Origin of the sequence: Pseudomonas sp. TWP3-1, from assembly GCF_049896625.1 — a bacterium.
GTDB lineage: Bacteria > Pseudomonadota > Gammaproteobacteria > Pseudomonadales > Pseudomonadaceae > Aquipseudomonas.
The window spans coordinates 301264-326133 of sequence record NZ_JAFCUQ010000003.1 but is presented as its reverse complement, the minus strand read 5'-3'; the positions used below and the strand labels follow the sequence as shown (position 1 = coordinate 326133).

The window sequence follows — 24870 nt, the reverse complement described above, 5'->3', positions numbered from 1 at the left end:
CGCCTGCCAGAGTTGTAGGTAATGTAGTAAGTTAGGCCGGTGAATATCATGCGAAGCGCGCGCCAGTAGCGGAGCTTGCTTCAGAGGGTAGTTAATTGAACGATATGGCAAAGAATCTGATCCTGTGGTTGATCATCGCGGCTGTCCTGGTGACGGTGATGAACAACTTCTCCAGCCCTAACGAGCCGCAGACCCTCAACTATTCCGACTTCATCCAGCAGGTCAAGGATGGCAAGGTCGAGCGCGTAGCGGTAGACGGCTATGTGATTACCGGCAAACGCAACGATGGCGACAGCTTCAAGACCATTCGTCCGGCAATTCAGGACAACGGCCTGATCGGTGATCTGGTCGACAATCACGTTGTGGTTGAAGGCAAGCAGCCTGAGCAGCAAAGCATCTGGACCCAGCTTCTGGTGGCCAGCTTCCCGATCCTGGTGATCATCGCGGTGTTCATGTTCTTCATGCGCCAGATGCAGGGCGGTGCTGGCGGCAAGGGCGGGCCGATGAGCTTTGGCAAGAGCAAGGCACGTCTGCTGTCTGAAGATCAGGTTAAAACCACCTTGGGTGACGTTGCCGGTTGCGACGAAGCCAAGGAAGAAGTTGGCGAGCTGGTTGAATTTCTGCGCGATCCGGGCAAGTTCCAGCGCCTGGGCGGTCGCATTCCTCGCGGCGTGCTGATGGTCGGTCCTCCGGGTACCGGTAAAACCTTGCTGGCCAAGGCGATTGCCGGCGAAGCCAAGGTGCCGTTCTTCACCATCTCCGGTTCGGACTTCGTCGAAATGTTCGTCGGTGTCGGTGCCAGCCGTGTTCGTGACATGTTCGAGCAGGCCAAGAAACACGCTCCATGCATCATCTTCATCGATGAAATTGACGCCGTCGGTCGCCACCGTGGCGCAGGTATGGGCGGCGGTCATGACGAACGTGAACAGACTCTCAACCAGTTGCTGGTCGAGATGGATGGTTTCGAAATGAATGACGGCATCATCGTCATCGCCGCGACCAACCGTCCAGACGTACTTGACCCGGCTCTGCTGCGTCCGGGTCGTTTCGACCGTCAGGTTGTGGTTGGTCTGCCGGACATCCGTGGCCGGGAGCAGATCCTCAAGGTTCACATGCGCAAAGTGCCGATGGGTGACGATGTCGCTCCGGCTGTTATCGCTCGTGGTACTCCGGGCTTCTCCGGTGCCGATCTGGCCAACCTGGTCAACGAAGCGTCGCTGTTCGCTGCCCGCGCCGGCAAACGCATCGTCGAGATGAAAGAGTTCGAACTGGCCAAAGACAAGATCATGATGGGCGCCGAGCGCAAATCCATGGTCATGTCCGAAAAAGAGAAGCGCAACACTGCGTATCACGAAGCAGGCCATGCCATCGTTGGCCGCGTCGTGCCTGAGCATGACCCGGTTTACAAGGTGTCGATCATCCCGCGCGGTCGTGCACTGGGTGTGACCATGTTCCTGCCGGAAGAAGATCGTTACAGTCTGTCCAAGCGCGCGCTGATCAGTCAGATCTGCTCGCTGTATGGCGGCCGTATTGCTGAAGAAATGACCTTGGGTTTCGACGGTGTAACCACCGGTGCCTCCAACGACATCATGCGTGCGAGTCAGATCGCGCGGAACATGGTGACCAAGTGGGGTCTGTCGGAAAAGCTCGGTCCGCTGATGTATGCCGAAGAAGAGGGTGAAGTATTCCTCGGTCGCGGTGGTGGCGGTCAGGGTGCAAGTTTCTCCGGTGAAACTGCCAAACTGATCGATTCCGAAGTGCGCAGCATCATTGACCAGTGCTACGGCACGGCCAAGCAGATCCTCACGGACAACCGTGACAAGCTCGACGCCATGGCTGATGCCTTGATGAAGTACGAGACGATCGACGCCGAACAGATCGACGACATCATGGCGGGTCGTACGCCTCGCGAACCGCGCGACTGGTCGGGCGGCACCGGTACGCCTCCGCCTCCAGTGGCTCAGGATCCGCGTCCGGAAACACCGATTGGCGGTCCGGCTGCTGACGTTTAAGGCTTGAAATGACTTTTGTACAGTCCCTGACCCGGTTGCCTTGCGGCAACCGGGTTCTTGATTTGGCCCGGACGCATGTCATGGGCATTCTCAATGTGACCCCTGATTCCTTTTCTGATGGCGGCCGATACAGCCAGCTCGATGCGGCCCTGCGCCACGCTGAAGCAATGGTCACGGCCGGCGCGACGCTGATTGATGTTGGCGGCGAGTCCACCCGGCCCGGCGCTCGTGCGGTTTCTCCGTTGGAGGAGCTGGAGCGCGTGGCGCCAATCGTCGAGTTGATCAATCGCGAGCTGGATGTGGTGATCTCGGTCGATACTTCGACTCCCGCCGTGATGCGCGAAACTGCGCGGCTCGGTGCTGGCCTGATCAACGATGTTCGCTCGTTGCGTCGCGATGGTGCCTTGGATGCTGCTGCGGCTACCGGTTTGCCGGTGTGTCTGATGCACATGCTGGGCGAGCCTGGCGATATGCAGGACAATCCGCACTATCATGATGTCACTCGCGAGGTGGCCGAGTTTCTCGGCGAGCGTATGGCGCAGTGCGCTGCGGCCGGCATTCCCGCGGAGCGGATCATTCTCGATCCTGGCTTTGGTTTCGCCAAAACCTTGCAGCACAATCTAAGCTTGTTCAAACATATGGAGGCCCTGCATGCGCTGGGGCGTCCGCTGTTGGTCGGTGTTTCGCGAAAGAGCATGATCGGGCAGGCGTTGAATCGCCCTGTAGGCGAGCGACTGCACGGTGGTCTGGCACTCGCTGCGCTGGCGTCGGTCAAAGGTGCGAGAATCTTGCGCGTTCACGATGTCGCGGAAACGGTAGATGTAGTGCGGATGATCGCGGCCGTGGAATCAGCCGAATAAGGATGAAGGAGTATTTATGAGCAAAAAATATTTTGGTACCGACGGCATTCGTGGTCGCGTCGGCGAATACCCGATTACTCCTGACTTCATGCTCAAGCTTGGCTGGGCCGCCGGTATGGCGTTCCGCAAGATGGGTGCCTGCAAGGTATTGGTCGGCAAGGACACGCGGATATCCGGCTACATGTTCGAATCCGCGCTTGAGGCAGGTCTTACCTCAGCGGGTGCGGATGTGATGCTGCTCGGGCCGATGCCGACACCGGCTATCGCCTATCTGTCCCGTACGTTCCAGGCCGAGGCCGGGATCGTGATCAGCGCATCGCACAATCCGCACGACGATAACGGCATCAAGTTTTTTTCCGGCAAAGGAACCAAATTGCCGGATGAGCTGGAGTTGATGATCGAAGAGTTGCTCGACACGCCGATGACTGTGGTCGAGTCGAGCAAGATCGGCAAAGTATCGCGAATCAATGATGCTTCCGGTCGCTACATCGAATTTTGCAAAAGCAGCGTACCTACCGGCACCAGTTTTGCCGGTTTGAAAATCGTGATTGATTGCGCGCACGGTGCTACCTATAAAGTTGCGCCGAGTGTGTTCCGCGAATTGGGTGCTGACGTAGTGGTTCTGTCAGCTCAGCCGAACGGTTTGAACATCAACGAAAACTGCGGTTCCACCCATATGGGTCAATTGCAGGCAGCAGTTCTGGCTGAGCATGCGGATCTGGGTATTGCCTTCGATGGCGATGGCGATCGGGTGCTGATGGTTGATCACACTGGTGCGATCGTTGATGGCGATGAGCTGATCTTCATTATTGCGCGCGATTTGCATGAGCGTGGCAAGTTGCAGGGCGGCGTGGTCGGTACTTTGATGAGTAACCTTGGTCTGGAGCTGGCTCTGGCGGATCTGGGAATTCCTTTCGTGCGTGCCAATGTTGGCGACCGATATGTGATTGCCGAGCTGTTGGAGCGTAACTGGGTGGTCGGCGGTGAAAACTCGGGACACGTTGTGTGCTTTAACCACACTACGACTGGCGATGCGATCATTGCCGCGTTGCAGGTGCTTATGGCGCTGAAAACTCGTAATGAGGGGTTGGCGCAAACGCGTCAAGCGCTGCGCAAGTGTCCGCAAGTGCTGATAAATGTGCGTTTTGGTGGTGGCGAAAGCCCGCTTGAGCATCCGGCAGTCAAGGAAGCCAGTGCCCGTGTAACCCAGGCAATGGCGGGGCGCGGTCGCGTGCTTTTGCGCAAGTCCGGCACCGAGCCACTGGTGCGTGTCATGGTCGAAGGTGAGGATGAAACTCAGGTTCGTGGCTATGCCGAAGAACTGGCAAAACTGGTAACTGAAGTTTCTGCCTGATACGGCTTGCAAGCCATGAATGTGTTGGGTAACATCTGCGCCCACTTTGACCGACGAGGTACAGCATGCGTCGCCCTATGGTAGCTGGTAACTGGAAGATGCACGGTACCCGCGCCAGCGTCGCTGAGCTGATCAACGGCCTTCGTCATCTGGCCTTGCCAAGCGGTGTTGATGTCGCGGTTTTCCCGCCTTGCTTGCATATCAATCAAGTGATTGATGGTCTGAAGGGCAAGTCGATTTCGGTCGGCGCGCAGAACTCTGCGGTGGAATCCATGCAAGGTGCATTGACCGGTGAAATTGCACCGAGTCAGTTGGTGGATGCAGGTTGTTCCCTTGTGCTTGTGGGGCATTCCGAACGCCGTCAGATTATGGGCGAGCGAGACGGAATGCTGAATCGCAAGTTCGCAGCGGCACAGGCATGTGGCTTGATTCCGGTGTTGTGTATAGGGGAAACCCTGGAACAGCGCGAAGCCGGGAAAACTCTTGAGGTTGTCGGGCGTCAGCTGGGCAGCATCATCGAGGAGCTGGGTGTTGGTGCTTTTGCCAATGCAGTTATCGCTTACGAGCCGGTCTGGGCTATTGGTACCGGGCTGACTGCAACGCCGCAGCAGGCTCAGGATGTGCATAAAGCAATCCGTGAGCAGTTGGCGGCAGAGAATTCTGAAGTCGCACGAGGTGTGCGGCTTCTATACGGCGGCAGCGTGAAGGCGGCCAATGCGGTCGAACTGTTCGGCATGCCGGATATCGATGGGGGGCTCATTGGTGGAGCTTCCCTGAATGCAGATGAGTTCGGTGCGATCTGTCGCGCCGCGGGAAACTGAAAAAATGCTGGAAACAGTCGTAGTCGTTTTTCATCTGCTGGGTGCATTGGGCGTAGTTGCTCTGGTTTTGCTGCAGCAGGGTAAGGGTGCGGACGCCGGTGCGTCTTTCGGAGCAGGTGCTTCAAATACTGTGTTCGGAAGCCAAGGTTCCTCTACCTTTCTTAGTAAGTTTACTGCTATACTTGCCGCCGGTTTCTTCATAACCAGCTTGGGGTTAGGTTACTTTGCTAAAGAGAAAGCTCATCAGCTGACTCAAGCAGGTTTGCCAAACCCGGCAGTGTTGGAAGTACCTAAGCAACAACCGGCTTCTGATGATGTCCCGGTGCTTCAAGAGCAAAAGTCGGCTACTCCAGCGACTGACGTGCCTCCAGCTCAAGAGCAAAAGTAAGAAGGGTTTCAAACGTAGTATTGCCGAGGTGGTGGAATTGGTAGACACGCAACCTTGAGGTGGTTGTGCCCATAGGGTGTAGGGGTTCGAGTCCCCTTCTCGGTACCAATTAGTCAAGAAAGCCCGCTGTTGCGGGCTTTCTTGCAGGTGGAAGGTTACATTGACCCTGTCAAGGATCGGTCGTATACTTCCGCCCCAGCTTTGTCGCGGGGTGGAGCAGTCTGGTAGCTCGTCGGGCTCATAACCCGAAGGTCGTCGGTTCAAATCCGGCCCCCGCAACCAGTTTCAGGAGCCCCTTTTAAGGGGCTTTTTGTTAGCTGGACACTTTCAACGCCGCTGTTCGACGGCGTTTCAAGGATGGGCGTTTCGCCCATTTTTTTATTTTGCACAGCATGCACATACATGCACGAGGGGGTTTCAGGTGTCGAGCAAGCTAGAAGAGTTGCAGGCCTTGCTGGCCCCGGTGGTCGTGGCCCTAGGCTATGAATGCTGGGGTATTGAGTTTTCGGCTCAAGGTCGCCACTCAATGTTGCGCGTTTATATTGATAAAGAAGGCGGCGTGCTGGTGGACGATTGTGCCATCGTCAGTCGCCAGATCAGCGGTGTGCTGGACGTTGAAGATCCGATCACCGTTGAATACACCCTTGAAGTTTCCTCGCCTGGCATGGAGCGCCCACTGTTCACTATTGAGCAGTTTGCAAAATTTGCCGGTGACCAAGTGAAGATCAAGCTGCGCTCGCCTTTTGAAGGTCGACGCAACTTTCAGGGCCTTCTGCGCGGTGTAGAAGAGCAGGACGTCGTGGTGCAGGTAGATGACCATGAGTTCCTGTTGCCGATCGATATGATCGACAAGGCCAACATTATTCCCAGTTTTGACTGAGACGTGCCGGATACTGCGGGTACCGCGGATCCAATGGCTTGCGAAAGGCGAGGCGTACGATGAGCAAAGAAGTACTGCTGGTTGTTGAGTCGGTATCCAATGAAAAGGGCGTACCGGCTAGCGTGATTTTTGAAGCGCTGGAGCTGGCCCTGGCCACTGCTACCAAAAAGCGTTTTGAAGACGAAGTTGATCTGCGTGTGGAAATCAACCGCCACACCGGTGCATACGAAACCTTCCGTCGCTGGACGGTGGTCGAAGAAGACAAGCTTGATGACCCGGCGATCGAGACCTGGCCAACCAAGGTTGCGGAAACGCATCCTGGCGCCAATGTCGGTGACGTTGTCGAAGAAAAAATCGAGTCCATCGAATTCGGCCGCATTGCTGCACAAACCGCCAAACAGGTGATCGTGCAGAAAGTCCGCGAAGCCGAGCGTGCTCAGGTCGTCGACGCTTACCGCGAGCGCCTGGGGGAAATCATCTCCGGCACCGTGAAAAAAGTTACCCGCGACAACGTGATCGTCGATCTGGGCAACAACGCTGAAGCGTTGCTGGCCCGTGAAGACATCATTTCTCGCGAAACCTTCCGTGTCGGCGTGCGTCTGCGTGCGCTGCTCAAGGAAATCCGCACCGAGAACCGCGGCCCTCAGTTGATCCTGTCGCGTACCGCGCCGGAAATGCTGATCGAGCTGTTCCGTATCGAAGTGCCGGAAATCGCTGAAGGCTTGATCGAAGTAATGGCAGCGTCCCGTGATCCGGGTTCGCGCGCCAAGATCGCTGTCCGCTCCAAGGACAAACGCATCGACCCGCAAGGCGCGTGCATTGGTATGCGCGGTTCGCGCGTCCAGGCAGTGTCGGGCGAGTTGGGTGGCGAGCGGGTCGATATCGTCCTGTGGGACGATAACCCGGCACAGTTCGTGATCAATGCCATGTCGCCGGCAGAAGTGGCGGCGATTATCGTTGACGAAGATGCCCATGCAATGGACATCGCCGTTGGCGCAGACAATCTGGCTCAGGCCATCGGTCGAGGTGGTCAGAACGTGCGTCTGGCAAGCCAGTTGACTGGCTGGACCCTGAACGTGATGACCGAATCGGACATCCAGGCTAAGCAGCAAGCAGAAACCGGCGACATCCTGCGCAACTTCATCGACGAGCTGGAAGTCGACGAAGACCTTGCACAGGTGCTGGTAGATGAAGGCTTCACCAGCCTGGAAGAGATTGCCTACGTACCGTTGGAAGAAATGCTCAACATCGACGGCTTTGACGAAGATACCGTCAACGAGCTTCGCGCTCGCGCCAAGGATCGTTTGTTGACCAAAGCCATCGCTACTGAGGAAAAGCTGGCAGACGCCCATCCGGCCGAAGACCTGCTCTCGCTTGAGGGTATGGACAAGGATTTGGCGATGGAACTGGCGGTGCGCGGCGTAATTACCCGCGAAGACCTGGCCGAGCAGTCTATTGACGATCTGCTCGACATCGACGGCATCGACGATGATCGTGCCGGCAAGTTGATCATGGCCGCCCGAGCCCACTGGTTCGAGTAATTAGGCGCGGCCTGAGGAGAGAAATGCATGACGCAAGTCACGGTGAAACAACTGGCCGATGAGGTCAAAACACCGGTAGAGCGCCTGTTGCAGCAGATGCGTGAGGCAGGTCTGCCGCACACCGCCGCCGAAGAAAATGTGACTGACAGTGAGAAGCAATCCCTGCTGACTCACTTGAAGAGCAGCCACAAGGCGAAAGTGGAAGAACCACGCAAGATCACGCTGCAGCGTAAAACCACCAGCACCCTGCGTGTGGCTGGTAGCAAAAGCATCAGTGTTGAAGTTCGCAAGAAGAAAGTTTTCGTACAGCGCAGCCCGGAAGAAATCGAAGCCGAGCGCAAGCGTGAACTGGACGAACGTCGCGCAGTAGAAAATGCTGCCCGTCAGAAGGCTGAAGAAGAGTCCAAGCCGCGCGCCGAAGAAGAAGCGCGTCGCCAGCCTGCTACCGCACAAACAGCTACCGACGCCGTTTCGGCACCGGCCGCTGCTGCCCAGCCAGTACGCGAAAGCGCCCCGGTTGCAGCTGCTCCAGCACCGTCTGCTGACGTTCGCAACAAGCAGAACGAACAGCGCCGTCCTGACAAACCACGTGCCGACGACAACAATCGTCGCAGTGGCGGTGGTGATGGCGAGCGTAAAAACGCTCCACATCGCGCATCGGTCAAGGAAAAAGCACCAGCTCCACGTGTGGCGCCACGCACTACCGACGAAGAGAGCGATAGCTTCCGTCGCGGTGGTCGCGGCAAGGCCAAGCTGAAGAAGCGCAATGCCCACGGTTTCCAGAGCCCAACCGGCCCTGTCGTGCGTGATGTGCAGATCGGCGAGACCATCAGTGTTGGCGATCTCGCCAATCAGATGTCGGTCAAGGCTGCTGAAATCATCAAGTTCATGTTCAAACTGGGTACCCCAGCGACCATCAACCAAGTGCTTGATCAGGAAACTGCTCAACTGGTAGCCGAAGAACTGGGCCACAAAGTGACCCTGGTCAGCGACACCGCTCTGGAAGATTCCCTGGCCGAGTCCCTGAAGTTTGAAGGCGAGTCGTTCTCCCGTGCACCAGTCGTGACCGTAATGGGCCACGTTGACCACGGTAAGACCTCGCTGCTCGACTACATCCGTCGTGCCAAGGTAGCTGCTGGCGAAGCCGGTGGTATCACCCAGCACATCGGTGCATACCACGTTGAAACCGAACGCGGCATGGTCACCTTCCTCGACACCCCTGGTCACGCCGCGTTTACCGCAATGCGTGCCCGTGGTGCCAAGGCGACCGACATCGTGATTCTGGTAGTTGCAGCGGACGACGGCGTGATGCCGCAGACCATTGAAGCTGTTCAGCACGCAGTAGCGGCTGGCGTTCCACTGGTTGTTGCTGTGAACAAGATCGACAAGCCGGGCGCCGATCTCGATCGCATCCGTAGCGAACTGTCGGTTCACGGCGTGACGTCGGAAGAGTGGGGCGGTGAAACGCCGTTCGTATCGGTTTCGGCGAAAGTCGGTACTGGTGTTGACGAACTGCTCGAAGCCGTCCTGCTGCAAGCCGAAGTTCTCGAACTGAAAGCGACTCCATCGGCTCCTGGTCGTGGCGTTGTAGTTGAATCGCGTCTCGACAAAGGTCGTGGCCCGGTTGCAACCGTTCTGGTTCAAGACGGTACCCTGCGCCAAGGCGACATGGTTCTGGTCGGTTCGAACTATGGCCGTGTACGTGCCATGCTCGACGAGAACGGCAAGCCGATCAAGGAAGCCGGTCCTTCCATCCCTGTCGAGATCCTCGGCCTGGACGGTACCCCGGACGCTGGCGACGAGATGAGTGTTGTTGCCGACGAGAAGAAAGCCCGTGAAGTGGCTCTGTTCCGTCAAGGCAAGTTCCGCGAAGTCAAACTGGCTCGCGCTCACGCCGGCAAGCTGGAAAACATCTTCGAAAACATGGGGCAGGCAGAGAAGAAGACGCTCAACATCGTCCTCAAATCTGACGTCCGTGGCTCGCTGGAAGCGTTGAACGGTGCCTTGAACGGCCTGGGTAACGACGAAGTGCAAGTGCGTGTTGTCGGTGGCGGTGTCGGTGGTATCACCGAGTCCGACGCCAACCTGGCACTGGCCTCCAACGCTGTACTGTTCGGCTTCAACGTGCGTGCCGATGCTGGCGCACGGAAGATCGTCGAGCAGGAAGGTCTGGACATGCGTTACTACAACGTGATCTACGACATCATCGAGGACGTCAAGAAAGCCCTCACCGGTATGCTCGGCAGCGATGTTCGCGAGAACATTCTGGGTATCGCTGAAGTGCGTGACGTGTTCCGTTCGCCGAAGTTTGGCGCGATCGCCGGTTGCATGGTTATCGAAGGTGTTGTTCACCGTAACCGTCCAATCCGTGTACTGCGTGAAGACATCGTTATCTTCGAAGGCGAGCTGGAATCCCTGCGCCGCTTCAAGGATGACGCTTCCGAAGTACGTGCCGGCATGGAATGCGGTATCGGCGTGAAGAGCTACAACGACGTCAAACCTGGCGACAAGATCGAAGTCTACGAGAAGGTTCAGGTTGCTCGCAGCCTCTGACTCGCGCACTTCAAGGGCCACGTCGGGCCGTAGCATGCAAATGCGCGGCACGGCGGCAGGACTCTAAACGCAACGCCCGGTCTGGCATTTAGCCAGGCCGGGCGTTTGCCGCTTTCAGACCCCACGGGTTTCACCGTGAGGCAGTAACAGGTAACAAGACATGGCAAAAGAATACAGCCGTACCCAACGTATCGGCGATCAGATGCAGCGTGAGCTGGCACAGCTGATCCGTCGTGAAGTCAAAGACCCGCGCGTCGGCCTGGTCACCATTACCGCTGTGGAAGTCAGCCGTGACGTCGGTCACGCGAAGATTTTCATTACCGTGATGGGTCAGGACAACGCTGAAGACATCGCGCAAAGCATCAAGGTGCTTAACTCTGCCGCCGGTTTCCTGCGCATGCAGTTGGCCCGTGAAATGAAGTTGCGCAGCGTGCCTCAGCTGCACTTCCACTACGACGAAAGCGTCGTGCGTGGTGCGCACCTCTCGGCCCTGATCGAGCGCGCCGTGGCTGAAGACAATCAGCACCCGGTTGCGGCTGAACCCGAAGACACCAAGGAGTAACTCGGTGGCTCAGGTCAAACGTATCCGTCGTAACGTCAGCGGCATCATCCTGCTCGACAAGCCATTGGGGTTCACCTCCAACGCTGCCCTGCAGAAGGTGCGCTGGTTGCTCAACGCCGAGAAAGCCGGGCACACCGGCAGTCTTGATCCGCTGGCCACCGGCGTGTTGCCGCTGTGCTTCGGTGAGGCCACCAAGTTTTCGCAATACTTGCTAGATTCCGACAAGGCTTATGAAACCCTGGCGCAACTGGGCAAGACCACGACCACGGCGGATGCCGAGGGCGAAGTTTTGCAGGAGCGCCCGGTGACCGTTGGTCGCGCCGATGTCGAAGCTGCATTGCCGAAATTTCGCGGGCTTATCAGTCAGATACCGCCGATGTACTCGGCGCTCAAGCGTGATGGCCAGCCCCTGTACAAGCTGGCACGTGCAGGCGAAGTAGTGGAGCGCGAACCGCGTTCTGTTACTATTGCGCGCTTGGAATTGTTGGCCTTCGAGGGTGATACTGCGCGCCTCGCGGTGGATTGCAGCAAGGGCACCTATATTCGCACCCTGGTGGAGGATATTGGTGAGCAACTCGGTTGTGGTGCGTACGTCGCTGAATTGCGCCGTACCCAGGCCGGGCCTTTCACCCTGGCGCAGACCGTGACCCTCGAAGAGCTTGAAGCGGTACATGCCGAAGGCGGCAACGAAGCGGTTGATCGCTTCCTGATGCCATCGGACAGTGGCCTGCAGGATTGGCCGCTGCTGCACTTCTCGGAACACAGCGCGTTTTACTGGCTCAACGGCCAGCCAGTGCGTGCTCCGGATGCTCCGAAGTTCGGCATGGTGCGGGTACAGGATCACAACGGTCGTTTCATCGGTATTGGTGAGGTGAGCGAAGACGGGCGCATTGCGCCGCGTCGACTGATTCGGTCGGAATGACCGAAAACCGGTCTGTGTAACAGCAGGCTGGCGAGGGTGGCTGTCAACAGGCACGGTCACTACTCATTTATAGATACAGGGATTTGTCCCTGGCCTGTTGAAACTGTTTTTCTGAAACAGTTTCCTGATAAAAGGATTGCCTCATGGCTCTCGACGTTCAAGAAAAAGCTCAAATCGTTGCTGACTACCAGCAAGCTGTTGGTGACACTGGTTCGCCAGAAGTGCAAGTTGCACTGCTGACCCACAACATCAACAAGCTGCAAGGTCACTTCAAGGCCAACGGTAAAGATCACCACTCCCGTCGTGGTCTGATCCGCATGGTAAACCAGCGTCGCAAGCTGCTGGACTACCTGAAAGGCAAGGATCTGGGTCGTTATCAGACTCTGATCGGTCGCCTGGGTCTGCGTCGCTAATAAGCGATTGCGCTAGAGGTTGGTTGTCTGTCGCGCGTCAGTGGGATTCCCGCTGGCGCCTGGCAGGCTCCCAGCCTCAAGTTTTATCTGGATACACGTTTTACCCTGGACAGGCGTTGGGCCGATTCCCGACATTGCCCAAGAATTCGCAAGAAACCAGTTTCCCCAAGAGCCACAAAGAAGGTAGGACACCGTGAACCCGGTTATCAAAAAATTCCAGTTCGGTCAGTCGACCGTTACCCTCGAGACAGGCCGTATCGCCCGTCAAGCCTCCGGCGCAGTGCTGGTTACCGTTGACGACGACGTTACCGTTCTGGTGACCGTTGTTGGCGCCAAGACCGCTGACCCGAGCAAAGGCTTCTTCCCGCTTTCCGTTCACTACCAGGAAAAAACTTACGCTGCCGGTAAGATCCCTGGCGGTTTCTTCAAGCGTGAAGGCCGTCCTTCCGAGAAAGAAACCCTGACTTCCCGACTGATCGACCGTCCGATCCGTCCGCTGTTCCCAGAAGGTTTCATGAACGAAGTGCAGGTTGTCTGCACCGTCGTTTCCACCAGCAAAAAGACTGATCCGGACATCGCTGCGATGATCGGTACCTCGGCTGCCCTGGCTATCTCGGGCATTCCGTTCGACGGCCCGATCGGCGCCGCCCGCGTTGCTTTCCACGAAAGCACCGGCTACCTGCTGAACCCGACTTACGAACAACAGAAAGCTTCGAGCCTGGACATGGTCGTTGCCGGTACTTCGGAAGCCGTTCTGATGGTTGAATCGGAAGCCAAAGAGCTGACCGAAGACCAGATGCTGGGCGCGGTACTGTTTGCTCACGACGAGTTCCAGGTTGTGATCAACGCCGTTAAAGAACTGGCTGCCGAAGCTGCCAAGCCAACCTGGACCTGGGCTCCACAGCCTGAAGCCACTGCACTGCTGGGCGCTATCCGTGCCGAGTTCGGCGAAGCGATCTCCCAGGCTTACACCATCACCATCAAGGCCGACCGTTACGCTCGCCTGGGTGAGTTGAAGGATCAGGTTGTTGCCAAGCTGTCCGGTGAAGAAGGTCAACCTTCTGCCAGCGAAGTCAAAGCGGCTTTCGGCGAAATCGAATACCGCACCGTTCGCGAAAACATCGTGAACGGCAAGCCACGTATCGACGGTCGCGACACCAAAACCGTACGTCCTTTGAACATCGAAGTCGGTGTTCTGCCGAAGACCCACGGTTCGGCTCTGTTCACCCGTGGCGAAACCCAGGCTCTGGTCGTTGCAACGCTGGGCACCGCCCGTGATGCACAACTGCTGGACACTCTGGAAGGCGAGAAAAAAGACCCGTTCATGCTGCACTACAACTTCCCTCCGTTCTCGGTAGGTGAGTGTGGTCGCATGGGTGGCGCTGGTCGTCGCGAAATCGGTCACGGCCGCCTGGCTCGTCGCTCGATCGCAGCCATGCTGCCCGCCGCCGACGTGTTCCCGTACACCATCCGCGTGGTTTCGGAAATCACCGAATCCAACGGTTCGAGCTCGATGGCTTCCGTTTGCGGCGCTTCCCTGGCCCTGATGGACGCTGGTGTGCCGATGAAGGCGCCGGTTGCCGGTATCGCCATGGGTCTGGTTAAAGAAGGCGGCAAGTTCGCTGTTCTGACCGACATCCTGGGTGACGAAGACCACCTCGGCGACATGGACTTCAAAGTAGCCGGTACCGCCAAAGGTGTTACCGCGCTGCAGATGGACATCAAGATCAAGGGCATCACCGAAGAAATCATGGAAATCGCTCTGGGCCAAGCCCTGGAAGCGCGCCTGAACATTCTCGGCCAGATGAACCAGATCATTGGCCAGTCGCGTACCGAGCTGTCGGAAAATGCTCCGACCATGATCGCGATGAAGATCGACACCGACAAGATCCGTGACGTTATCGGTAAAGGTGGCGCGACCATCCGTGCGATCTGTGAAGAGACCAAGGCTTCGATCGACATCGAAGACGACGGCTCGATCAAGATCTTCGGCGAAACCAAGGAAGCTGCTGAAGCTGCACGTCAGCGCGTTCTGGGCATCACCGCAGAAGCGGAAATCGGCAAGATCTACGTCGGCAAGGTTGAGCGCATCGTCGACTTCGGCGCATTCGTCAACATCCTGCCGGGCAAAGACGGTCTGGTGCACATCTCGATGCTGAGCGACGCTCGCGTAGAGAAAGTCACCGACATTCTGAAAGAAGGTCAGGAAGTTGAAGTACTGGTACTGGACGTGGACAACCGCGGCCGTATCAAGCTGTCGATCAAAGACGTGGCAGCTGCCAAGGCGTCGGGCGTTTAATTACCCCACCGCTTTAGCGCAATAAAAATGCCCCACCGTGAAAACGGTGGGGCATTTTTTTGCCTGTGAAACAACTGTGGCGAGGGAGCAAGCTCCCTAGCCACAAGAGCGGGCTACAAAGTTGCCGGACTTCAGGACCGGTGCTAGGTTTAGCCCACCGCCCGTGTAGCTCAGCCGGTAGAGCAGCGCACTCGTAACGCGAAGGTCGCAGGTTCGATTCCTGTCTCGGGCAAAAATTATTTCACCTTGCGGCTCAGCTCCTCAACAGTGCGTTTGAGCTGGTCGACCGCCCGATCCTGATCGCTGACTTTCTGCTTGAGGTTCGACAGTTCACTGGAGCTCGAACTTGAGCTGGAACCGCTGCTGCGCTTGAGCTCTTCTACTTGCCGGCTGAGGTTGCTCAAATCGCGCTCCTGCTCCTTGACCTTGTTCTTCAGGTCGTCGATTTCCTTGCCGCTGGAACTCGAACTGGAGCCGCTGCTGCGTTTGAGTTCTTCGATCTGCCGTGACTGCTCACTGATGGTGTCGCGCATTTTCTTCAGATCATCGATGCTGATCTCGCTCTTGATCACGACCTGCTTGCCGTAATCGTCGTGAATCAGGGAAACCTTGTCACCGAAAGACGGGCTGCTGGTGCTCAATTCAACAGCCATTGCACTGCTCGATACAGCCAGAAGTGCAAGCAGAGCGGTAGCGGACTTAATGGAAGAGGTCTTGAAAAAACTGCGCATCACTGGAATTCCTTGTGAACAGCGAATGTGAGTGCCGATATGGCACAACGCTATGACTGGAAATGCGCATTTATGTTCCCCAGGTCAACTTTTTGCGAAAGAGATGTAAAGAGGCGTGTAATTCGTCATGCAAACATCCTATATTCGGTGCCTGCATGAGCATCGCTTAGCAGTTTTCAGATGATCCCGAATGGTTCCGAAGGCCGGACAATCCGCGTCAGAGAGATCCTTGATGATCCAGATCCATCCTCCATTCTTACGATCAACGAGAACGCCATGACCGAATTAACTCAAGAGCAACGTCACGAATTAGCGCTGGAAAAGTACATTCTGGCCGTGCCGGACCTGAAAGAAGAGATCAAGGACCTGAGTCCTGATGATCAGAAAGACCAGATCCAGTGGGCCTTCGAAGACGAAGCCGAAGCCCAGGGCTTGCAGCCGTGGGAGCTGACGCTCAAGTACACGAGCACGCCGGAGGAGTTCGAGGCTGCGCGCCTGGTTCTGCACAAAGAGGCGGCCGAGGTGCTTGGCGTCGAATGGGAAGAGTACTGCGAGATGAATAATCTGGTGGTCTGAAACAGAAACGCCAGCCTCATCGGGGCTGGCGTTTTTTATTGCACGAGTGCCTCAGAGACTCAGGCGCATCGACAGATCGACCGCCTTCACATCCTTGGTCATCGCGCCGATCGAGATGTAATCCACACCAGTCTGGGCGATCGGCAGCAGCGTGCTTTCGTTTATCCCGCCGCTGGCCTCCAGTTTCGCTTTACCGCCGTTCAGGCGCACCGCTTCGCGCATGTCATCCAGGCTCAGTTCGTCGAGCATGATGATGTCGGCGCCTGCCTCCAGCGCTTCTTTAAGCTCTGCAAGACTTTCGACTTCGACTTCAACCGGTTTGCCCGGCGCGATCTTGTGCGCGGCAGCAATGGCTTGCGCGATGCCGCCACTGGCAGCGATGTGGTTTTCCTTGATCAGGAACGCGTCGTACAGGCCGATGCGGTGGTTGTGGCAACCGCCGCAAGTCACCGCATATTTCTGCGCCAAACGCAGGCCCGGCAGGGTTTTGCGCGTGTCGAGCAGTTTGACTTGAGTCTCGCCGACGAAATCCGCCAGGTACTGCGCGCGCGTCGCCACGCCGGAGAGCAGTTGCAGGAAGTTCAGCGCACTGCGCTCACCCGTCAGCAGCGAGCGTGCCGGGCCTTCCAGATGAAACAACGGCTGATTGGGCTGCACCCGCTCGCCATCGCGCACCTGCCAATGTACGGCCACCCGTGGATCGAGCTGGCGGAATACCGCATCGACCCACGCCGTGCCACTGATCACGGCGGCGTCGCGAGTAATGATGGTGGCTTTGGCCAGACGTTCGGCCGGGATCAGTTGCGCGGTGATGTCGCCGCTGCCGACGTCTTCGAGCAACGCACGGCGCACGTTGGCTTCGATTTCGGCGGTCAGATCGGCGAGACGTAGATTCGGCATAACGGACTCCACAAACTAAGTGATCCGATTATAGGGGCATGGTGCGAGCCAACCCAAGGCCGGAACCTGTATGCGGCGTGCATCCGGTCGAATCCTTTTGAGCAAACGCCGTTGCGGCGCGGTCAGTTGCATAGATCCGTTACTAGGGGAAACCCTGAGGCTACTGGCACTCGCGACATGTTTTGCACGATAATCCGCCTTGCATTTGACGTCATGGCTTTGACGTGAAAAGTGGCTGCGGCCCGCGCACCGGACGTTTCTGACCCAAGAAGAATTACCGTTCCAGGAGGCTTGGATGCACAACGACGGGAAAGTAGTGCCTTTGCACAAGGCCACTACCGATCAGGCGAATCACTCGCCGCTCGCCCGCCTGCCTGTGATTCTGCTTCAGGTGCGCGACAAGGCTGCCCAGCAACTGCGCCAGGGCTTGCAGGAACTGTTCGATAACGCCGACGACACCCTGTTCGAAATGGCCGACCGCGCGCGCAACGATGTCGAACAGAACATCTTCTTCGAAGCCATGCGCGACCTGCGCCTCAAGCGCAAAAACATCGAGCGTGGCTTTCTCGAGCAATTCTTCGAGGCCTTCGTCGGCCTCACTCAATACGATTTCACGCAGCACGCGTTGCCCGCGGCCCTGATGCCCGAGCAGAACCCGGCGCGCACCGACGACATGGAGCGCGCCGTTGCGATCGAGACTATGCTCGGCCGTGTGCTCAACCGTGACGGCTTCGCTCTCGACCAACTGACAGCGCGCCTGAATGCGTTGCTCGGCAAGACTCTCGACGGCCAGCACAACCCGCTGGGCCCGGCGATGCTCTGCGAATATTTCCTCAAGGCCGGGCGTGATCTGGGGGTGGAGATCAAGGTCAAACTGATCCTGCTCAAGTTGTTTGAGCGCTATGTGCTGACTCATACCGATCAACTTTATGCCGAAGCCAATCAATTGCTGGTCGCCACGGGCGTACTGCCGGAATTGAAACCGGCACCCGCCCGGCGTGCCACTGACCGTGCCGCCGCCAGTGTGCAAACCGAGTCGGACGGCGCCGATCAGCCGCAGTCTGATGCCGGCGTGCAGGAAGTCTTCGCCGCGTTGCAGAAACTGCTGCTGCACGTACGCGGCAGTGTTGCGCCAACGCTTGAACCCAGTGCCCCCGCGCAACCGATTTCCTCCCGCGATTTGCTGCGCCTGCTCTCGCATTTGCAGCAATACGTACCGGCCCTGACTGCGGCGCAGGATGACTTTGATCTGCGCAATCAGCTTGAACAGTTGCTCACGCGAGTCAGCGTCAAAAGCGGCAAGTCGCGTATCGTCGGGGGCGCCGATGAAGACGTGATCAACCTGGTAGCGATGGTGTTCGAGTGCATTCTCGACGATCACAACCTGCCGGACTCACTCAAAGCGTTAATCGCGCGATTGCAGATCCCGATGCTCAAAGTCGCGGTCATCGACAAAAGCTTCTTCAGCCGCAGCAGCCACCCGGCGCGACGCCTGCTCAACGAAATCGCCGATGCGGCCATGGGTTGGGCCGATTGCCACGGTAGCAAACGCGACAGTCTGTATCTGCGCATCGAGCAGGTGGTGCAGCGTCTGTTGACAGATTTTGTCGACGACCCGGCGATATTCTCCGAGCTGCTTGCCGACTTCCTCGCGTTCACCAGCGATGAGCGTCGCCGTAGCGAATTGCTTGAGCAACGTTTGCGGGACGCCGAGGAGGGCCGGGCGAAAACCGAGTTGGCCCGTCAGCGCGTCGAACAGGCGCTGAATCACGCACTGTTGGGCAAACGCTTGCCGGTCTCGGTCGTGAACTTCGTCGAGAACGCCTGGAGCAAGGTCTTGCTGCTGACACGTCTCAAACACGGTGACCAGTCTGCCGAATGGCACGCTGACGTGCAGACCATGCAGCAATTGATCTGGAGCGTACAGCCGCAGGATGACGCCGATTCCAGCCTGCGTCTGCTGGCATTGGTGCCGGGTTTGCTCAAGTCACTGCGTGACGGGCTGAGCAGTTCAGCGTTCGATCCGTTCGCCACCAGCGAATTTTTCAGTGAGCTGGAAGCGCTGCACGTACGTGCACTTCAAGATCCCGCCACAATCCACACGTCTGAAGCACCGCTGGTCAAAGTCACGCAAAAAATTGTATTGCACCTCGCCGAAGAGAATACGCAGCCCCAGTCCTCAGCACTTCTGGCCCATGACGACGCCGGCTTGCGCCAGGTCGATCAGTTGCGCCTCGGCAGTTGGGTGGTGTTTCAGGAAGACGAAGAGCACACGCTGCGCTGCAAACTGGCGGCGATCATCGAGTCCACCGGCAAATACGTATTTGTCGATCGCACCGGAATGAAAGTGCTCGAACGCAACCGCACCAGCCTCGCCCTGGAATTCCGCCGTGGCGCAGTACGTACGCTGGACGACACCTCGCTATTCGACCGCGCGATGGAATCGGTGCTGGTCAATCTGCGACGGCTCAATCACGCCAACTGATTCGCGCGCCGGGGGCCGATCACGGCATACTGGGCGCCAACACAGTCGGCGTTGAAGGAATCGGTATGCAGTTGGATCCCGCAAGCGGGTGGTGTCACGGCGTGCAGGCTTGCCCGTCGCCCAACTTCAATGAGCGCCCGGCGGGCGAAGTTTCCCTGTTGGTGATCCACAACATCAGCCTGCCGCCTGCGCAATTCGCCACCGGCAAGGTGCAGGAATTTTTCCAGAATCGTCTGGATGTCACCGAACATCCCTATTTTGCAGGGATCGCCGACTTGCGCGTCTCAGCGCATTTTCTGATTGAACGTGACGGCAAGGTCACTCAGTTTGTCTCCTGTCTGGAGCGGGCCTGGCATGCCGGCGTGTCGATTTTCGACGGGCGCGAAACCTGTAACGATTTTTCCGTGGGCATCGAGCTTGAAGGTACCGATGATCTGCCGTTCACCGATGCGCAATATCAGGCGTTGACCGTGCTGACCCGTCAGCTGCAAACGGCGTTTCCGGCGATCACTGCCGAACGCATCTGCGGCCACAGCGACATCGCGCCCGGGCGCAAGACTGATCCGGGACCGGCATTCGACTGGGCACGCTACCGTGCGGCCCTGGCACAAGAGGAAGGACAATGAGTTTTCTGGTGTTACTGCTGGCGCTGTGGATCGAGAAATTCTCGGCCCTGCGCCATCGGGTTCAACGCGATGGCGGATGGATCCGCGAGCTGCACAAACTTGAAAGCGGCGGCTTGGCGAAGCAACCGTGGCTGGTGCTGACGATTTTGGTATTGCTGCCGGTGGCGCTGCTCGGCTTGCTGCTGTTGGTGCTGGAGCCGGTGGCCTACGGCCTGCTGGCGTTGCCGGTGCATTTGCTGGTGGTGATTTACAGTCTGGGGCGCGGTGATCTGCTCGGCGGTCTCGGACCCTTCCGCGATGCCTGGCGCCGTGAGGATCTGCAAGCGGCTGCGCACGTGGCCAAGCGTGATTTGAACATATGCGCCGAGAGTGGCGAGCAACTGCTGGAGCAGGTGCAACGGCATTTGTTGTGGCAGGCCTATCAGAGCTTTTTCGCGGTGATCTTCTGGTATTTCCTGCTCGGCCCGGTGGCTGCGCTGAGTTATCGCCTGTTGGCGCTGGCCGAAGAGCATGCGCAAAACCCGGCGGTGGCCGAACGTGCAGCGCAATTGCGCCACGCCTTCGACTGGATTCCGGTGCGATTGCTGGCGGCGAGTCTGGCGCTGGTGGGCAACTTCGTTGCGGTCAGCCGGGTGATGTTGCATGAGCTGTTGAACTGGAACATCAGCGCGGCGCAGTTGATCAACAAGGTCGGGCTGGTGGCCGGAGAAATTCCGCCAGCGGCGGTTGGTCCCGAAGGCATCACCACCCTTGATAGCCTGTGGGAACTGCTGCTGCGTGCGGCGGTGCTGTGGTATGCCGGTTTTGCGCTGTGGACGGTTCTGCCGTAGTCCATTGGCACCGCGAGGGAGGCAATCTCCCTCGTTAACCTTAAGTTACAAAACCTCCCCCCGATTTGAGCTATACAGAGATAGCGCCCGATAGTGGCTATCTGCTGTCGCCCTGCGCCTGCCAATAAAAACAAGAAAAACCAAGGGAGACTTCCAGTGAAGAGCTTGCTCTATCCCGCCGTCTCGCTGATGAACCGCTTGAGCTTCGGCATGAAGTTCAGCCTGATCAGCGTGCTGTTCCTGATACCGATGCTGGTGACCAATTTCTATCTGGTGCGCGACTCCTATCGCGAGTTCCAGGGCACCCGCGTCGAATTGCAAAGCCTCGATCTGCTCGGCAGCAGCCTGTCCCTGCGCCGTGATCTGGAAACCCTGAACAATCTGGTGCAGATCAACGTCACCCTCGGCCAGTCCGGCAAGGCCGGCAACATCGAAGCCGAGATCAGCAGCCTTGAGCAGAACGTGCTGGCGCGTCTGCAAGGGCTGACGGCGATGACTGATGATGCCGAGCAGATCAAAGTTTTCGACGGCAAGCGCGATGAGATGGTCGCGGCGTTCAAGACCCAGCAAGCGGAAAATTCGCTGCAAAGCAAAAGCGCGCTGATCGGCAAACTGTTGAGCAATGCGCAGATCTTCAGCCAGATCATCGCCAGCCAGGCCGGTCTGAGTCGCGACAACCAGAGCGACATCCGCCAACTCAGCGAACTGGTGACCGCCGTCACCCCGGCCATCACCCAAGCCCTCGGCGAAGGCCGGGCAATGGGTTCGTATTCGTTGGGTCTGGGATTTCTCAACAGCTCGTCCAGCACGCGTTTCGACGAGTTGCTGGTGCAGATCGAAAAGCTCCAGGCTGAATACGCCCTGAAATTACAGGACGCCCTCGGTTCGAGCACAGCTGCGCGCGAGTCTCTCAGCACTGCGGCCGAAAGCAGCAAGGCGTCGCTGAAACAGGCTGGCACGCTGATCGAAGAGCAAGTGGTCATGGCTGAAACGCTCGATGCGCCGTGGCAGGGGTTTTACGATCAGCTCACCGGGCTGATGGCCCAGACCTATCAACTGAACGACGCGACCCTGAAATTCCTCGACACCCAGCTCCAGCAACGCCTGGCGCAAAACCGCACACACATGATCTTGCAGGCGTCGGCGCTGTCAGTGGTGTTCGTGCTGATTTTCTACCTGTACGGCGGCTTCTACGCCTCGACCCGCGCCACCCTGAAAAACCTCGGCGCGATGATGGACAAAGTGGCGGCCGGTGACATGACAGTGAATTTTCGCGCCACAAGTCGCGATGAGCTTGGCGAATTGGGCGAAGTGTTCAATAGCACGGTGAAGAAAATCCATGACCTGATCGAACGCGTCGGCCATACCGTCGGCGAGGTCGAGCGGCAGGCCGGGCAGGTGGAAAACGTCTCGGCGCGAAGCAATCAGGCGGTTGCCGGGCAACGTAGCCAGATCGAGCAAGTGGCGACTGCGATGAACCAGATGTCGGCGACCTCGCAGGAAGTCGCACGCAGCGCGGCAGCGGCAGTCAGCAGCGCCCATAGCGTCAACGACGAAACCATCAGCGGTCGCGGGTTGGTTGAGTCGCAGCAAGGCAGCATCGCGGCACTGGCCAGCGAGATCGATCAGTCGGTGCTGGTGATCAACCAGTTGGCCAGCGACAGCCAGTCGATCAGCCGTGTGCTGGAGGTGATCAAGAGCATCGCCGAGCAGACCAATCTGCTGGCGCTCAACGCAGCGATTGAAGCGGCACGGGCCGGTGAGCAGGGGCGTGGGTTTGCTGTAGTGGCGGACGAAGTTCGCACGCTGGCCAAACGCACTCAGCAATCGACTGAAGAAATCGAACAGATGATCGCCAAACTCCATGGCGGCGTTGGCGCGGCGGTGAAAGCCATGGGCATCAGCCATCAGATGGCCAACGGCACGGTGGGGCAGTCGGAAAAAGTACAACAGGCTTTGGAAAACATCCTCGGCGCGGTAGGCATGATCGTCGACCAGAACCAGCAAATCGCCGCAGCCGTGGAGCAGCAGACGGCAGTGGCGCATGACATTGATCAGAACATCGTCGAGATCAACCGCGCCGGTGAGCGCACGGCTGAAGGCGCGCATCAGACTGAAAATGCCAGCCGTGCGTTGTCGGCGCAGGTGGTGGAATTGAAACAGTTGATCAGCGCGTTCCGCGTCTGATCATCTGATTACCAGCCGAATACTGCGCAACTGTTGGCGGTGCTGACGGCCGCCAGTTGCTCAGGGCTGATATTCATCAACTCGGCCAGTGCCGTACAAATCGCTGGCAAATGCGCAGGCGTGTTGCGTACGCCGGGAAACATCGCCGGTGCCATGTCCGGCGAGTCGGTTTCCAGCACCACTGACTCCAGCGGCAAATCCACCAGCACCCGATGCATGCGCAATGCCTGCGGCCAGGTCGGGGCGCCGCCGAGACCGAGTTTGAAACCGAGCTTGATGTATTCGCGCGCTTCTTCGCGGCTGCCGGCGAAGGCGTGGATGATCCCGGCCCGTTTGAGTTTGAAGCGCTTGAGCGTGGCAATCACCGCCGCATGACTGCGTCGCACATGGATCAACGCCGGCAAGTCGAAGTCCGCCGCCCATTGCAGCTGCGCTTCGAACAAGGCCTGCTGACGTTCGCGGTCGAGGCTTTCGATGAAGTAATCCAGACCAATCTCGCCCACTGCACACAACTGCCGATGACCACGCAATCGCGTCAGCCAATCGCCCAAAGCATGCAAGTCTTCCGGCCGATGCTGATCGAGATAAACCGGATGCAAGCCAAAAGCCGCATACAGATCGGCATCGCTTTGCACCAGATCCCACACGCGTTGCCAGTTACCTTCATACACGCCCAGCACCACCATCCGCCGCACGCCGAGGGCGCGGCTCTGCGCCAGCAACGCCAAGCGATCGGCGTCGAAGTCGGGGAAATCCAGGTGGGTGTGGCTGTCGATCAGCTCCACGGCTCAGTCCCGGTGAATACGCTGCTTGAAGGTTCGCGCAATGGCCTGCACGCCAGGCTGATAGTCCGACTGCTCGATCGCCGCCAGCGCCAGTTGCAGCGCTTTGTCGGCAATTAACTGATGTTGCTGAGCCATGGCATTGACCGGCAGTGGCAGGAAGTCCAGCAACTGCGTGTCGCCAAACGTGCCGAGGCGCAGCGGGCGGGATTTGAGCGGGAAGTCGTGCAGCGCATCGAACACACCCTGCAACAGCACGTAGGAAGTGGTGACCAAAGCATCCGGCAAATGCCCGAGACGTTGCAGGAGTTCTTCCATCATTTGCTTGCCGCATTCACGGCTGAAGGACTCGGCATGCTCGATCAGCACTTCGCCTTTGAAATCGACCAGCGCTTGTCTGAACCCGGCGGCACGTTCCTGGCTGATGCTCAACTCCGCTCGGGCACCGAGCAAAACGATTTGCTTGAGCTGCGGGTCGAGCAGACTTTCGGTCAGGTGCAGACTGGCTTCGCGGTCGTCGCTGACCACCGAGCAGAAGTGCTCGGCGTCCATCACCCGGTCGATGGCGATCACCGGTAAACCTTTGGCTTGCAACTGGCGGTAACTGTCGTCAGCGGCCGGCAGGCAACTGGCGACGATCAACGCATCGCAGCGGCGCGCGCGGAACAGTTGCAGCAATTGCCGCTCGCTGTCCGGTGCATCGTCGGAGCTGGCAATCAGCAATTGATAGCCGCGCGCTCGCGCACCTTGTTCCAGCAGCTTGGCAATCCGTGCGTAACTGGGGTTCTCCAGATCCGGCAGGATAAAACCCAGCGTGCGTGTGTGCCGACTGCGCAGCCCGGCCGCTTGTGGATTGGGCGTGAAGCCATGTTGTTCGACCACGGCCCGCACCCGCTCGACAGTCGCGGTGCTGATGCGTTGCTGTTCGGCCTTGCCGTTGATGACGTAGCTGGCGGTGGTCACGGACACGCCGGCCAATCGCGCGATATCACTGAGTTTCAACCCGGGATTTCCTTGTGTTTTAGAGCTTGCCGCAACATTTTCGCCAATCCTACCCGATTCAGGCAGGCGACCATTGTCGCAGGCATCCGACAAGTTGGACTTCAAGGATGAGACATTATCGAGTAACGTGCCGATCAATCTAGATT

The 24870-nt window shown here is 58.1% G+C and carries 20 protein-coding genes, 3 tRNA genes and 1 pseudogene; 20 read left to right on the top strand and 4 right to left on the bottom strand.

All coding sequences use genetic code 11. The features are described 5' to 3' along the window. The first annotated feature begins 104 nt into the window (after positions 1–104). From ftsH to ACP7BN_RS06680, 15 genes are all read left to right on the top strand, one after another. Positions 105–2012: an ATP-dependent zinc metalloprotease FtsH gene (gene ftsH, locus ACP7BN_RS06750; protein ID WP_420647812.1), complete on the top strand. Its 1908-nt coding sequence runs from the start codon at positions 105–107 to the stop codon at positions 2010–2012. Between the two features lie 8 nt (positions 2013–2020). Next, the gene (gene folP, locus ACP7BN_RS06745) at positions 2021–2872 is read left to right on the top strand and encodes a dihydropteroate synthase (RefSeq protein ID WP_426202634.1); all 852 of its coding nucleotides are present in this window, start codon (positions 2021–2023) and stop codon (positions 2870–2872) included. Positions 2873–2888: 16 nt separating this feature from the next. Further along, complete coding sequence (gene glmM / locus ACP7BN_RS06740) at positions 2889–4226, top strand: phosphoglucosamine mutase (protein WP_426202632.1); 1338 nt, start codon at positions 2889–2891, stop codon at positions 4224–4226. 65 nt (positions 4227–4291) lie between these two features. Beyond that, positions 4292–5047 carry a triose-phosphate isomerase gene (gene tpiA, locus ACP7BN_RS06735; protein ID WP_420647557.1) on the top strand — a complete coding sequence of 252 codons (756 nt, stop codon included), beginning with the start codon at positions 4292–4294 and terminating at the stop codon, positions 5045–5047. A gap of 4 nt (positions 5048–5051) precedes the next feature. Continuing rightward, entirely contained in the window at positions 5052–5435 is a 384-nt protein-coding gene (secG, locus tag ACP7BN_RS06730) for a preprotein translocase subunit SecG (protein WP_011332406.1), read from the top strand. 22 nt (positions 5436–5457) lie between these two features. Continuing rightward, a tRNA-Leu gene (locus tag ACP7BN_RS06725) sits at positions 5458–5543 on the top strand. A 97-nt stretch (positions 5544–5640) separates the two neighbouring features. Then, positions 5641–5717, top strand: a tRNA-Met gene (locus ACP7BN_RS06720). A 139-nt stretch (positions 5718–5856) separates the two neighbouring features. Beyond that, positions 5857–6315: a ribosome maturation factor RimP gene (gene rimP / locus ACP7BN_RS06715; protein WP_426202630.1), complete on the top strand. Its 459-nt coding sequence runs from the start codon at positions 5857–5859 to the stop codon at positions 6313–6315. 59 nt (positions 6316–6374) lie between these two features. Beyond that, complete coding sequence (nusA, locus tag ACP7BN_RS06710) at positions 6375–7856, top strand: transcription termination factor NusA (protein ID WP_426202628.1); 1482 nt, start codon at positions 6375–6377, stop codon at positions 7854–7856. Between the two features lie 27 nt (positions 7857–7883). Beyond that, positions 7884–10409, top strand: coding sequence for a translation initiation factor IF-2 (gene infB, locus ACP7BN_RS06705; RefSeq protein ID WP_426202627.1), 2526 nt, complete (start codon positions 7884–7886; stop codon positions 10407–10409). A 160-nt stretch (positions 10410–10569) separates the two neighbouring features. Then, entirely contained in the window at positions 10570–10971 is a 402-nt protein-coding gene (rbfA, locus tag ACP7BN_RS06700; protein ID WP_008088344.1) for a 30S ribosome-binding factor RbfA, read from the top strand. 4 nt (positions 10972–10975) lie between these two features. Then, the gene (gene truB / locus ACP7BN_RS06695) at positions 10976–11893 is read left to right on the top strand and encodes a tRNA pseudouridine(55) synthase TruB (protein ID WP_420647561.1); all 918 of its coding nucleotides are present in this window, start codon (positions 10976–10978) and stop codon (positions 11891–11893) included. 143 nt (positions 11894–12036) lie between these two features. Next, on the top strand, positions 12037–12306 hold the full coding sequence (rpsO, locus tag ACP7BN_RS06690) for a 30S ribosomal protein S15 (RefSeq protein WP_003177875.1): 270 nt from the start codon (positions 12037–12039) through the stop codon (positions 12304–12306). Between the two features lie 193 nt (positions 12307–12499). Then, the gene (pnp, locus tag ACP7BN_RS06685; RefSeq protein WP_420647562.1) at positions 12500–14605 is read left to right on the top strand and encodes a polyribonucleotide nucleotidyltransferase; all 2106 of its coding nucleotides are present in this window, start codon (positions 12500–12502) and stop codon (positions 14603–14605) included. A 159-nt stretch (positions 14606–14764) separates the two neighbouring features. Continuing rightward, positions 14765–14837 (top strand) — tRNA-Thr (locus ACP7BN_RS06680). A gap of 4 nt (positions 14838–14841) precedes the next feature. Here the strand turns inward: ACP7BN_RS06680 and ACP7BN_RS06675 are convergent. Further along, complete coding sequence (locus ACP7BN_RS06675; RefSeq protein ID WP_426202624.1) at positions 14842–15336, bottom strand: hypothetical protein; 495 nt, start codon at positions 15334–15336, stop codon at positions 14842–14844. Positions 15337–15612: 276 nt separating this feature from the next. Here ACP7BN_RS06675 and ACP7BN_RS06670 point away from each other — a divergent pair, with 276 nt between their 5' ends. Next, complete coding sequence (locus ACP7BN_RS06670; RefSeq protein ID WP_426202623.1) at positions 15613–15912, top strand: DUF6388 family protein; 300 nt, start codon at positions 15613–15615, stop codon at positions 15910–15912. A 51-nt stretch (positions 15913–15963) separates the two neighbouring features. Here the strand turns inward: ACP7BN_RS06670 and nadC are convergent, their stop codons facing one another. Beyond that, positions 15964–16812: a carboxylating nicotinate-nucleotide diphosphorylase gene (gene nadC, locus ACP7BN_RS06665; RefSeq protein WP_420647565.1), complete on the bottom strand. Its 849-nt coding sequence runs from the start codon at positions 16810–16812 to the stop codon at positions 15964–15966. A 295-nt stretch (positions 16813–17107) separates the two neighbouring features. On the opposite strand from nadC, the gene ACP7BN_RS06660 reads away from it, so the two are divergent. From ACP7BN_RS06660 to ACP7BN_RS06645, 4 genes are all read left to right on the top strand, one after another. Next, positions 17108–19297, top strand: coding sequence for a DUF1631 domain-containing protein (locus tag ACP7BN_RS06660; RefSeq protein WP_426202620.1), 2190 nt, complete (start codon positions 17108–17110; stop codon positions 19295–19297). 65 nt (positions 19298–19362) lie between these two features. Next, a complete protein-coding gene (gene ampD / locus ACP7BN_RS06655) occupies positions 19363–19923 on the top strand; it encodes a 1,6-anhydro-N-acetylmuramyl-L-alanine amidase AmpD (protein ID WP_426202619.1) in 561 nt (186 codons plus the stop codon). Next, on the top strand, positions 19920–20753 hold the full coding sequence (gene ampE, locus ACP7BN_RS06650) for a regulatory signaling modulator protein AmpE (protein WP_420651498.1): 834 nt from the start codon (positions 19920–19922) through the stop codon (positions 20751–20753). Before ampD ends, ampE begins: the two co-directional genes overlap by 4 nt. 156 nt (positions 20754–20909) lie before the next feature. Next, positions 20910–22940, top strand: a complete 2031-nt coding sequence (locus ACP7BN_RS06645; RefSeq protein WP_426202618.1) for a methyl-accepting chemotaxis protein — start codon at positions 20910–20912, stop codon at positions 22938–22940. Between the two features lie 8 nt (positions 22941–22948). Here the strand turns inward: ACP7BN_RS06645 and ACP7BN_RS06640 are convergent, their stop codons facing one another. Together ACP7BN_RS06640 and cra are read right to left on the bottom strand one after the other, a co-directional pair. Next, complete coding sequence (locus ACP7BN_RS06640; RefSeq protein WP_420647570.1) at positions 22949–23725, bottom strand: TatD family hydrolase; 777 nt, start codon at positions 23723–23725, stop codon at positions 22949–22951. Between the two features lie 3 nt (positions 23726–23728). After that, a pseudogene (gene cra / locus ACP7BN_RS06635) lies at positions 23729–24843 on the bottom strand (catabolite repressor/activator). Between the last annotated feature and the right edge of the window lie 27 nt (positions 24844–24870).